At 43.0% G+C, this 12387-nt stretch carries 12 protein-coding genes; 10 read left to right on the forward strand and 2 right to left on the reverse strand.

The window, feature by feature from the left end; translation table 11 throughout:
• Positions 1-104: 104 nt before the first annotated feature.
• The 3 genes from V7L95_RS08840 to V7L95_RS08850 all read left to right on the forward strand — a co-directional run bounded on the left by V7L95_RS08840 (position 105) and on the right by V7L95_RS08850 (position 4366).
• Positions 105-1535, forward strand: a complete 1431-nt coding sequence (locus V7L95_RS08840; protein ID WP_007498311.1) for a YfcC family protein — start codon at positions 105-107, stop codon at positions 1533-1535.
• Positions 1536-1752: 217 nt separating this feature from the next.
• Entirely contained in the window at positions 1753-2700 is a 948-nt protein-coding gene (locus V7L95_RS08845) for an L-lactate dehydrogenase (RefSeq protein ID WP_007498309.1), read from the forward strand.
• Positions 2701-2743: 43 nt separating this feature from the next.
• Positions 2744-4366 (forward strand): L-lactate permease, encoded by a 1623-nt coding sequence (locus V7L95_RS08850; RefSeq protein WP_072367519.1) that lies wholly within the window; start codon positions 2744-2746, stop codon positions 4364-4366.
• A gap of 249 nt (positions 4367-4615) precedes the next feature.
• Here the strand turns inward: V7L95_RS08850 and V7L95_RS08855 are convergent, their stop codons facing one another.
• Entirely contained in the window at positions 4616-5605 is a 990-nt protein-coding gene (locus V7L95_RS08855; protein WP_046342561.1) for a LacI family DNA-binding transcriptional regulator, read from the reverse strand.
• Positions 5606-5714: 109 nt separating this feature from the next.
• On the opposite strand from V7L95_RS08855, the gene V7L95_RS08860 reads away from it, so the two are divergent.
• The 6 genes from V7L95_RS08860 (at position 5715) to V7L95_RS08885 (ending at position 11427) form a co-directional block, all read left to right on the forward strand.
• Entirely contained in the window at positions 5715-7040 is a 1326-nt protein-coding gene (locus tag V7L95_RS08860; protein WP_072367518.1) for a DegT/DnrJ/EryC1/StrS family aminotransferase, read from the forward strand.
• Positions 7015-7881 carry an HAD-IIB family hydrolase gene (locus V7L95_RS08865; RefSeq protein WP_340968900.1) on the forward strand — a complete coding sequence of 289 codons (867 nt, stop codon included), beginning with the start codon at positions 7015-7017 and terminating at the stop codon, positions 7879-7881. Before V7L95_RS08860 ends, V7L95_RS08865 begins: the two co-directional genes overlap by 26 nt.
• Positions 7878-8924, forward strand: a complete 1047-nt coding sequence (locus V7L95_RS08870) for a Gfo/Idh/MocA family oxidoreductase (RefSeq protein WP_007498302.1) — start codon at positions 7878-7880, stop codon at positions 8922-8924. The genes V7L95_RS08865 and V7L95_RS08870 overlap by 4 nt, the downstream gene beginning before the upstream one ends.
• Before the next feature lie 57 nt (positions 8925-8981).
• Entirely contained in the window at positions 8982-10169 is a 1188-nt protein-coding gene (locus tag V7L95_RS08875; protein WP_072367517.1) for an MFS transporter, read from the forward strand.
• Between the two features lie 125 nt (positions 10170-10294).
• Positions 10295-10924, forward strand: coding sequence for a LysE family translocator (locus V7L95_RS08880; RefSeq protein WP_017358576.1), 630 nt, complete (start codon positions 10295-10297; stop codon positions 10922-10924).
• Between the two features lie 119 nt (positions 10925-11043).
• On the forward strand, positions 11044-11427 hold the full coding sequence (locus V7L95_RS08885) for a UPF0715 family protein (RefSeq protein ID WP_017358575.1): 384 nt from the start codon (positions 11044-11046) through the stop codon (positions 11425-11427).
• Here the strand turns inward: V7L95_RS08885 and V7L95_RS08890 are convergent.
• A complete protein-coding gene (locus V7L95_RS08890; RefSeq protein ID WP_116307374.1) occupies positions 11422-11703 on the reverse strand; it encodes a DUF2651 family protein in 282 nt (93 codons plus the stop codon). The genes V7L95_RS08885 and V7L95_RS08890 overlap by 6 nt on opposite strands.
• A 229-nt stretch (positions 11704-11932) precedes the next feature.
• On the opposite strand from V7L95_RS08890, the gene V7L95_RS08895 reads away from it, so the two are divergent.
• Positions 11933-12387: YqcI/YcgG family protein (locus V7L95_RS08895; RefSeq protein ID WP_340968902.1), on the forward strand; the 455-nt coding region annotated here is incomplete at its 3' end.

A 12387-nucleotide genomic window follows, 5' to 3' on the forward strand; every position in this document is an offset into this window, starting at 1 on the left:
AATAATATTGATCTTAAATATCATCAGTGTTTATAATATAACACATCATTTGATTATTCAGAAAATTAAGTGAAATTCCGATCGGGACAAAGGGGTTTTGACAGATGAAAACAGCGACAGTATCAGCACCTGAGAAACAAAAAAGAAAACTTCAGATGCCGGATGCGTATGTACTCTTATTTATGATTGCTTTAATTTGTACGATCGCAACGTATTTTGTACCAGCCGGTGAATTTGATCGGAAAACGTCAGGAGAGATCACAACAGCTGTTCCTGGCAGTTATCACCGTATTGATCAATCACCAGTTAGTCCGGTTGGTTTTTTTACAGCGATTCAAGAAGGGATGGTTGGTTCATCCTCTATTATTTTTCTGATTCTTTTTACTGGCGGAACCATTGCGATTTTGGAAAAGACAGGTGCCATTAACGGGATGATTCACAATGTCATCAGCCGGTTCCAAACGAAACAGCTATTGTTTATTTGTATTGTTGGCGGATTGTTTTCTGTACTTGGGACGACCGGAATTGTGGTGAACTCGGTCATTGGCTTTATTCCTATTGGGATTATTGTGGCACGTTCTTTAAAGTGGGATGCAGTGGCGGGAGCGGCGGTTATTTACATCGGCTGTTATGCAGGTTTTAACGCAACCATTTTGTCTCCATCTCCATTAGGTTTATCACAAACGATTGCAGAACTGCCGATTTTTTCTGGTATTGGTCTGCGTGTCATCATTTATCTTTGTTTTCTTCTATCTAGTATTGTGTACATCTATTTATATACAAAACGCCTGAAAAATAAAGAAAAGGGGAGCCTGCTTGGTGACGAGTGGTTTCCTGCTAAAGGGCTTGGAGGAGCTGATGCGGAATCTGTGGACAAGCCTGAATTCACCGGCAGACATAAGCTGATTTTAGCGGTGTGTGGTTTGTCGCTTGGGGGTTTTTTGTATGGTGCGCTTCAGCTTGGCTGGACCGATAAGGAAATGGCTGGTGTGTTTATTTTCATGGCCATTGCTGCTGGCCTGCTTGGCGGATTAGCTGCCAATGATATTGCAAAAACGTTTATTGTCGGCTGTCAAAGCCTTGTATACGGCGCACTCATTGTCGGCATGGCACGCTGCATTTCAGTCATTTTGGAAAACGGCAAGCTGCTTGATACTGTGGTGAATGGGCTTGCGAGTATGCTGACAGGGTTTAGTCCAATCGCTGGTGCGATCGGCATGTATATCGCCAGTGCGCTCCTTCACTTTTTGATTTCATCAGGATCAGGGGAAGCGGTTGTCTTTATACCGATTCTTGCGCCGCTTGCTGATTTAATGGGTATCACGAGACAAGTAGCGGTAGAAGCAGTGATGCTCGGTGAAGGGGTGGTCAACTGCGTGAATCCGACTTCAGGTGTGTTGATGGCTGTCTTGGCTGCAAGTGGGATTCCTTACGTGAAATGGCTGCGTTTTATGGTGCCTCTTGCGCTCATTTGGTTCGTCATCGGCCTTGTCTTTATTTGTATCGGTGTCATGATTAATTGGGGACCTTATTAAATAAGAGAGAAGCCACCAAAGAGTGTTTGGTGGCTTTTTTCTTATGAGAACATGTATGGGGACAGCGGTTTAAAACCACAATATGAGTGTTCACAAAATGGCTACATTATTTTTTTGAGCAATCCCCTTGCAAAAGTTTGTGAAGTGTTGCACAATAAGAATGTGAAATACTTCACATAAGAAAAACAACCTAGTTTTACTCAGGAGGATGAGATAAATGACAAACGAAAAAGTAAACAAAGTAGCACTTATTGGAGCAGGTTTTGTCGGCAGCAGTTATGCCTTTACATTAATAAATCAAGCAATCACAGATGAATTGGTAGTCATCGATTTGAATCAAGATAAAGCAATGGGTGACGTCATGGATTTAAACCACGGGAAAGCATTCGCCCCGCATCCTGTGAATACTTGGTATGGAGATTATGAGGATTGTCAGGATGCTGACATTGTATGTATCTGCGCTGGTGCAAACCAAAAGCCAGGTGAAACGAGACTTGATCTTGTTGAGAAAAATTTAAATATATTTAAAGGCATTGTAGACAATGTGATGAAAAGCGGATTCGATGGTATTTTCTTAGTTGCTACGAACCCAGTTGATATTTTGACATATGCGACTTGGAAATTCAGCGGACTACCAAAAGAACGAGTGATTGGCAGTGGAACAACGCTTGATACGGCAAGATTCAGATACATGCTTAGTGAGTACTTTGAAGCAGCGGCGCACAATGTGCATGCGTACATCATTGGAGAGCATGGGGATACAGAGCTTGCTGTTTGGAGCCATGCGAATATCGGAAGTGTACCGATCACAGAACTAATGAAGAGAAATGACCAATACAAACAAGAAGATTTAGACGACATCATGGAGAATGTCCGTCATGCCGCTTACCAAATCATTGAGAAAAAAGGCGCCACTTATTACGGCGTAGCGATGAGTTTAGCTCGTATTACTAGAGCCATTTTGCACAATGAAAACAGCATTTTGACTGTCAGCACTTATTTAGATGGAGAATACGGAGCAGAAGATGTCTACATTGGTGTACCTGCCCTCGTGAACCGAAATGGTGCAACAGAAGTGATGGAGCTCGCACTGAACGACACAGAAAAAGAAAAATTCGCACATAGTGTGAATGTGTTAAAAGAGATTTTAGCTCCTCATTTTTAATCAATCAAAGGCAACCTATCTGAGCAGAAAAGGATGAATCACTATGTGGCAGCAAATATATGATCCGTTTGGTAATGAGTTCGTCAGTGCATTGGTGGCCATGCTTCCAATCTTGTTTTTCCTACTAGCATTAACTGTATTTAAGTTAAAAGGGGTATTAGCCGCTTGTTTTACCTTGATCGTCAGTTTTGTAACAGCTGTTTTCTTCTTTCATATGCCAATTGAAAAAGCATTATCTGCTGTGGTGCTCGGTGTATCTAATGGGCTGTGGCCGATTGGATATATCGTCATCATGGCCGTATGGCTCTATAAAATTGCTGTGAAGTCTGGAAAGTTTGATGTCATTCGTTCTAGTATTGCAGGAATTTCTCAAGATCAACGGTTACAGCTCTTATTAATTGGTTTTAGTTTTAACGCATTTTTAGAGGGAGCCGCTGGATTCGGTGTACCGATTGCGATTAGTGCCGCTCTTTTAACAGAGCTTGGGTTTAAACCACTAAAAGCCGCCATGCTCTGCTTGATTGCAAATGCTGCGTCTGGCGCTTTTGGTGCAGTAGGTATCCCGGTTATTACAGGGGCGCAAATGGGAAATATGACGCCGCTTGAGCTGTCTCAAACCCTTGTGTACACCATTCCGTTTATTTCTTTCTGTATCCCGTTTCTGCTGATTCTCATTGTAGACGGCTTTAAAGGGATCAAAGAAACGCTTCCAGCCTTGCTTGTTGTGAGTGGAAGCTACGCGATTCTGCAGGCTGTTACAATGGTCACCATGGGTCCTGAGCTTGCCAATATTATTTCAGCTTTAGCGAGTATGGGAATTCTGGCACTATTTCTTCGAAAATGGCAGCCAAAACACATTTACCGTGAAGAAGGCGCGCCGGCCATTGAACAAAAACAAACGTTTAGCGGAGTTGAGGTGCTGAAGGCTTGGTCTCCGTTTTATATCTTAACGGCTGTCATTACAGTATGGAGTCTGCCTGCATTTAAAGCATTGTTTGCTGAGGGAGGCCCGCTTAATTGGACAACCATTTTAGTGAAAATGCCGTTTCTGCATCAGCAAATTGTGAAATTACCACCAATTGCCCAAACAGAAACACCGATTGATGCGATCTTTAAAATTGATGTTATTAGTGCAACAGGTACCGCCATTCTAATTGCGGTGATGCTGACAGGGTTGTTCAGCAGACATATTACATTAAAAGAAGGGGCTGCCTGCTTAAATGCAGCGGTCAAAGAGCTTTGGGTCCCTGTTCTTACGATTTGTTTTGTCATGGGCTTTGCCAACTTGGCGAACTTTGCAGGCCTAAGTTCTGCTATCGGACTAGCACTTGCTAAAACAGGCGATTTATTCCCGCTTGTCAGCCCAGTGCTTGGCTGGATCGGCGTGTTTATTACGGGATCTGTTGTGAGTAACAATGCCTTATTTGGTAACCTTCAAGCAGTCACCGCTTCTCAAATCGGCTCTCAGGCAGGTTTGTTAATCGGGGCAAATACGACCGGTGGTGTAATGGCGAAATTAATTTCTCCACAATCTATCGCTATTGCAACAGCAGCTGTTGGAGAAACAGGTAAAGAATCTGAGCTCTTCCAAAAAACAGTGAAGTACAGCTTCATTTTGCTCGGCATCGTATGTATATGGACATTCATTCTTGCTCAATTTATATAGGTTGATCGATTGATTGAAAAATGAAAGACTGAGAGATTTCTCAGTCTTCAGATTGTTAACAAAGGGCTAAAATGTACTTTTTTTAGCCCTTTGTCTTCTTTTCAGCGTGAAAGAAAACCTTTTCAGTCTAGGAAGGACGAGCACTGGAGCGGAGCGAATTCGGCATTCGTGAGCACCAGAGCGCAGGACTGACAAAGAATGCGAGGGTTTGTCTACACGCTGAGACTGAGAGATTTCTCAGTCTTTTTTTTATGTAGATTCTCGTGTGACAAGCCGAGTAGGTAGCTGAATATGTTCACGTTGTAATGGTTTTTGATCTTGCAACAGCTGAATCATTTGTTTGACAGACTGCTGGCCAAGCTCGACGATAGGGATGTCGATGGTCGTGATCGTTGGAGCTGTCACCTCGCAAATGTCTTGATTGTCATAACCGATCACCGCTAAATCTTTAGGAATGTCATATCCATATGAAATGGCTTGTTTAATGAGGCCTGCTGCCACTTGATCATTGCCGGTGAAAATCGCATCCGGCGCATCCGGCATCCTGTGGATTAAGTCCATTAAACGAAAGCCGTCCTCAATGGTAAAAGCCTCGCCGAACAGCCAATCTTCTTTAAGCGGCAAACCGTGATCAGAAAGCGCATCAAGATAGCCTTGCTTTCTTTGTTTTTGCGCTTCACTGCTTTCTGTATCAAAGCAAAATCCAATGGATGTACGCCCTGATTGAATCAAGTAGTCAACCGCTTTATAAGCAGCTTCCCGCTCATCATATCCGATAATCGGAATGTCTGCTGTTTGATGATACTCATTTGCCATGACGATCGGGCCGTTTGATAAAAATGGCTCGATTGTTTCCCACTTATTTTCTAACGCCCCCAATATGACACCATCTACTTCTTTTCTTTTTAATAATTGAAGCCCTTCAAGTTCTACTGATTCTTGATAAAACGTTTGGAGCACGATGGCTTTATACCCTTGATCCAGTGCTTCCTTTGAAATGCCTTTAATCAATTGTGCAAAAAAAGGATGGTCCACAGCTGGAACAGACACAGCAATGGTTTTTGTCTGATGTGACCGAAGGGTGCGGGCTGCTGAGCTTGGTGTATACTCCATTTCCTTCATCACCTGTAAAATGTGCTGGCGCTTTTCTTCTGATACATATGGATGGTTGTTCAGCACCCGAGAAACAGTGGTCGTTGAAACCCCGCAGCGTTTGGCAATTTCATAAATTGTACACATATTAACAAATCCTTTACACAAAGTTATTGTTCTGAAATCGATAACATCATTTACAATGTGAAACAAGTTAAATATTAACAAATGGAATTGATTAATTGGAGGGAATGGAATGCAAATATTGACGAAGATATCAGGTAAAAGCAAGGATTATCTACCGTTGCTGGATATGATCAATCAAGGTGTTCAAGTAAAGGCTGATTCAGTTGAAAAGAATCTAGCGAATGATAAGCTTGCTGCGTTCCTTGAGCAAGATATTGCGCGTACGGGTTTGGAAAAAATTCTCTTCCATTATAAACAAAATAAGGAAAAAAAGATACCGTTCCTGCCGGTCGATAAACTGATTTCGGAGGATGAGATCGATGATATTATGCAGGTGCTGAAAGAAGTATTAAGTTCAGGCCGTTTTACATCAGGCCCTTATATTCCAAAGTTTGAAAAGACGCTCGCAGCGTACTTAGGGAAAAAATATGTCATTGCCACATCAAGTGGAACAGATGCCTTGATGATCAGTTTAATATCAGCAGGCGTCCATCCTGGAGATGAGGTCATCCTACCTGCTAACAGCTTTGCTGCAACAGAAAATGCAGTGCTTGCGATTGGTGCGGTTCCAGTCTATGCCGATATTGATCCAGACACCTACTGCCTAGCGGCGAATGAAATAGAAAAGCATATCACAGATAAGACAGTATGTATTCTCCCGGTTCATTTGTATGGAAAGCAAGCGGATATGAAGGCCATTTCGACGATTGCGAAACGGCATGGTCTATCGATCATTGAGGATGGCTGTCAGGCGATTGGCAGCAGCGGGCTTGGGGCATTTGGGGATGGACTTGTTCTCAGCTTTAATCCTTACAAAAACCTTGGAGTTTGCGGGAAGGCAGGAGCCATCGCAACAAATGATGAAGCCCTAGCAGAAAAATGCATGGAAATCAGCTATCACGGTTTTGAACCAGGAAAGAAAAACGTGAAGCGCAGTGACTATGGCTTTAATTCTAAGATTGATAACTTACAGGCCGCAATCGGGCTAGAACGAATGAAATATTTAGGTTTACAAAACTTTAAACGTTTTTACTTGGCAAAGAGATACATAGATCAGCTGAAAACGCTGGAAGATGAAGGCTATATAAAGCTTCCGAAGCTGACAGACGATCATGTATGGCATCTATTCCCGATCAGAGTGGTGAAGGGAAGCCGAGATGAGCTGGCAGAGAAATTACTGGAAATGGGCATAGAAACAGACGTCTATTACCCAATCTTATCGCATCAGCATCAAACGAATCTTGTTTCTCAAAAGTATAGACAAACGGAACTACCACATACGGAAAAAGCCGTACAGCAATTACTCCACTTGCCGCTTTACCCAGGAATGCCGCTGCAAGATCAGGAGAAAGTCATCGAGGGGGTCCATCATGTTATCAAATCTTCCATTCAATAAAAAGCTTGTGCATCAACCGCAACATCCGCAGTGGATCGTCTTCTGTGATTTCGATGAGACCTATTATTCTCACGGAATGACCGAGGAGCAGAGAGAGGATGTAAAACGGCTGGAAGCTTTTGTGGCAGAAAAGAGCGAAGCCGTACAGCTCATGCTGGGCTGGGTGACGGGAAGCAGCCTCGATTCTGTTACGAGCAAAATGGAGAAAGGTGGTTTCTATCAATTCCCGCATTTTATTGCGTCGAATTTAGGAACTGAAATCGTGTATACATCAGATGGGAAATTTGGACAGCCGGATGCAGAATGGATGAAACGGCTTGATGCACAGGGCTTTTCGGACGAAAAAATTGAAGATATTCTGCAAGCCGTACGTGAAAAGGGGATCACCCTTAGGCCGCAAACGCAGCTAGGCAGCTCTGGGTATAAAAAGAATTTCTATTATCAGGAGCAGGATGAACGAACAGATCTCCATCATCTATCGTTCATCCAAACACTTGCGAAGGAGCGGGGTGTGGCGGTGAACATCAACAAATGCAACCCGCTTGCGGGTGACCCTGCGGATTGCTATGACGTTGATTTTTTACCAGTGGGAACAGGTAAGGATGAAATCGTTCGGTTTATGCTGAATCAATATAACCTGTCAAAAGATAAGGGTTTTGCTTTTGGTGATAGTGGGAATGATCTGCGGATGCTTCAATCCGTCACGCACGGCTTTCTTGTCCAAAATGCAACAGCCGAAGCCAAACGGCACCATCATCAAATTTGTCATCATGGGTATGCAAAAGGAATCTATGAAACATTGAAAACAGTGATGTATAAACATGAGGAGGCACATTCATGAAGAAAATTGGAATTGTTGGAGCAGGGAATATTGCAAAAGCACATGCTAGAGCATTATCAACGATCAAAGGTGCAGAATTATCTGGGGTCTATGACTTGCACGAATCCGTCGCACAAGGATTTATTAAACAGTACGGCGGACGGGTGTATGCCAGTATCGAAACACTAGCGGATGCATCAGATGGATTGATCATTGCTTCCCCTAACTTCTGTCACAAGGACCATGCCCTTCAGGCACTTAGAGCGGGACAGCCGATTTTATGCGAAAAACCGATGGCTGTATCGTTAAAAGAAGCGAAGGAAATGGTGGAGACAGCCAAACAGTTCCAGGTTCAAGCCAGTATGGGCTTTAACTATCGCTATTTATCCTTTGTGAATATTTTGAAGAACTTGATCGCCAATGGTGAATTAGGACGCGTTTTGACAGTACGGACACATTTTAAGAAAAATAGTGCCCTTAGAAGAAAGACATTTTCGTGGAGAGACAGCGGCGAAAGTCTGCGTACAAGTGGTGCATTAGGAGATTTAGGGATTCATTTGATTGATATGCTGTGGTACTTATTTGGCAGTGAAATGAAAAAAGAATCCCTTAATACGAAGATGCTGACACATGTAAAGGAAAAAGAAGAGAAAAAGGTACAGGTTGATGACCATACCGAAATTTTTGGACAAATGGAGAATCAAGTGTTCTTTCATTTGGTGACGTCCAAAAGTACGCAGCCCGAGGAATGTGGATTTAGTGTAGAAGTGGTGGGGCATGACAAGGTTTTTAAATACCATACAAACATGAAAAACGAATATGAGATCAGTGATGGTTTGTGTGTAGAGCGTCATCAAATGCCGCAAACATTGCTGACAGATCCGCCGAATGAATTTTATGGATGGTCTGATACATTCCGTGATCAGCTGATGCATTGGGTAAATACAAACTCATATCCATCTCATATGAAGGTAGCTGATTTTGAAGATGGTTATCGCGCGCAGGCTGCGCTGAATACATGCTTCGAGAGGGAAGAGGCTGTCGTCTCTGCCCGTGCATATTAATGAAGAGGTGGAGCGGAGGATATCATAACTCCGCTCCTTTTTAGAGGAAGTGAAAAGATGAAAAAGGTGTTTTATTTTGGCTGTATCTTTTATTTTTTTATTGGGACCATTCATGTGTTTTTTGGCAGTTTAACGCCTTATTTGCTGTCTAGTTATGATAAGGGTCCTGGGGAATTATCTTCTTTAATCTTCTTTCAGTTTATTGGCTTTTTGACAGGCGTTCTTTTGTCGCCCATTCTTGTGAGGAAAAAAGGCTACGGCACTGTTCTGACGATGGGATTGCTGCTGATGATCGGAGCGCTTCTTCTTGGCCTTTTAGTGCCGGGCTGGACGATTCTTGTGGTGGCAGGTTTTTTCCTTGGGAGCGGTGCAGGCAGTCTTGAGACGACGGCCGGGGCGTATGTCATTTCAATGGCAAACAGTGCAAAGCGAATCAGCATCATGGAGGTCTTTTTTGGATTAGGTGCATTATTATTTCCTCTATTGATTCTGTTGACTGTGACAGAGGAAACGTGGCATTATGTGTTTTTATTTCAAGTCGGTGCACTGACTTTTTTCCTTATGCTGTGGCTTACTTTTATGAATAAACTCCCTCAAGGACAGATGGCAGCTCCTTCTCAAGACATGAAGAAACCATCTTTGCTGTTTGATCGAGGGAATCGAATGATTGTGGTGCTGATGATCTGTTTTGCGTTTTTCTACGCAGGAATTGAAACGAACTTTGCGAACTTTTTACCGTCGATCATGCTAGAAAAAGGGGGAGACAACTGGGGTCTTTTTGCGGTCTCTACTTTTTGGACAGCGATCGTCATTGGCAGAACTGTCATTGCGAGAAAAGCCGATCAGCTGCATCCGCTGCGTTTTTTAAAGTTAAGCGCAGCGCTGATGATTGTGCTGCTCGCCGTATTTGCTCTAGCCACCCACATCGCTGCGCAGCTAATTCTGATCTTTTTCATCGGTCTGTGCGCAGCTGGCATGTTCCCCATTGCCTTGACGGCTTCTGCATTAATGATTGAAAATGCCATCGACGAGGCCACGAGTTATTTTATTGCCGCCGCTAGTTTAGGTGGAGCTTGTTTGTCCTTTTTGATTGGGTTTAGCCTTGAGTGGGCAGGTGCGGCAAGCGCCGTCTTTGTTTTCGCCTTTTTAGCTGTTCTCCTTTTTGCGGCTGCCATTCAAATGAATCGATCTCAGAAAAAAGAAACCATACCCACACAGCCGCCGGCGATGAAAGCCGATCGATAAGCAGCTGATCTGGTGGCTCCTCCTTTTGTATAGCTTATCTTCAGAAAAGGTGACGAAGGACTTGTACTAAAACAACGAAAGCGTGAATAACATGTACAAGTCAGCATCAAAAGGAGGACGTCTATGTGGCGGTGTTTTTTGGTTATATCTTTTTAGGGTTGTCACTTTCAGCGCCTGTTGGGCCAGTCAATGCAGCCCAAATCGACAGAGGGATTAAAAGTGGATTTTGGCACGCTTGGATTTTTGGTGTGGGGGCTATGGCTGCGGATATTGTCTATATGCTCCTCATCTATTTTGGTGTCGCCCAGCTTTTGACTGCACCTCTTGTGAAAACCTTTTTGTGGCTGTTCGGCTTTTTCGTTCTGACCTATACCGGTATTGAAAGCCTTCGTAAAATCAATTTGCAGGAAAGCCCAAAGAAGGATGGAGGAAACACATCGATCGGGCATTCGTTCATGACGGGATTTTTTATTTCTCTTTCCAATCCGCTTAGTATTTTATTTTGGCTTGGAATTTATGGAAGTATTTTGGCCAATACGATTGAAAAGTATGGAGCATCTCAAATGCTGATGTACAGCATGGCTATTTTTATCGGCATGCTCTTATGGGATTTCTGTATGGCGCTACTCGCCAGTACGTTTAGACGGTATTTAAATGAACGAATTTTGCACGGCTTATCCGTTCTGGCAGGTCTCTCTTTACTTGGCTTCGGTGCCTATTTTGGATATCAAGGGATCATGGCGCTCATTGGATAGAATGGTTGATAAGAAAAAGGGCTAAAATCTAAATCATTTTAGCCCTTTTTCTTATTTGACAGAAATAAGACACTCTTCAATAATGATGGAAGATACATAAAATTGAAGGAGTTTTTGCCATGCGTATGTTCCTGCCAGCATTCAACTATGTGTGTATGCTGATGTTGTCTGTGATCACAGCGACATTTGTTTATACCATGTTGTTTGACCCACCTGAATCCAGATTCAGTTATGTGGAGGTCACCAGTCTTTTCATTTTGATCGCTTATGTCCTATTTGCTACACCTATCCAAATGGTTTTACACCGTCATCCTGAGAAGTTTCGACGCCGTGATTTATTGGTTTATTTTATCGGGGCGTGGGTGGTTTGTACGGCGCTTGCTTTATGGATTGATTATGGTGTTGTCGTCTTCATTAGCTATAAAGTCTATCTATTTAGCTTTTGTGCGGCCTTCGTTTATTGGCTGCTTGATTCCGTCTTTTTAAAGAAGAAACAATCATAAAGGCTTTTCCCGTTTTTTCTCTTGAAAATGAACGTGTATGACCTTCGAGAGTCCGCTTGATACAAAAGCAAGAGCCGTCATCAGAAGGACCCAGTATAGATTGCTAAGGTCAAATCCAGTATAAGCGAAGATGAAAATCATCGAGATCACGGACGTTAATATGAGGACAGGCCATATCCGTTTATATAGCAGATAACCAACAAATCCCCAAAGGAAAGCCATCACTGGTAGTGTAAATAAGATCAGATACATCGGATGGAGAAAAAGAAGACGCATGTCATTCACCCATTTCTTTTATAATGACCAACTCTATTAGATAGAGGCGGCTAAATGATGATATGCAGAAGCATACTCATACATGATTAGATAAATGGAAGTGAATTCCTGCCTCATCCGGCAAATCAATCACCTTGTGAATGTCCAGTGAAAGTCGTTGAAGGACAGTCACCACAGCTTTTTCCTCCTCATAGGCTATGGAGAAGACGCTAAAACGAGGTGGAAGAAAATGGCTCAGCTGTATGCAAAAAGTTGCCTTGATCAAAATCTACGATCACTCGAAGAATGGAAGCAGGATGCCTTCACACAGTTTGGAGAGATGGTAGGGGATGAGGCAGATACATTTCCGTGTGTACCAGGCAGACAAGGATTTTTTCTCGATCATTTACGCTATGGATTTGTCGGTGATCTGCGGGAAGACGGGGCAGTGAATGAGTTAGCAGAGCTGCTAAAAGAATATCAAGGCTGCGCTAAACAAACTGGTCAATACGCTTCATTTATCTGCTTTTTTGAAACTCCGCAGGATTTAAAGGAAAGCCCAATTGAAGAATTTGAGCAGCAGTTCTGGTCATTGCTTCAACGGTTACATCAAAAGGATGAATTGCCATGGCCAGCGGAGATTCCACTGGACCCTCATCACCATGAATGGGACAAACAAGGTGCGACAGACGGTACTGAAAATGG

Origin of the sequence: Bacillus sp. PPSBB_11 (assembly GCF_038023285.1) — a bacterium.
GTDB classification, from domain to species: domain Bacteria; phylum Bacillota; class Bacilli; order Bacillales; family Bacillaceae; genus Bacillus; species Bacillus altitudinis.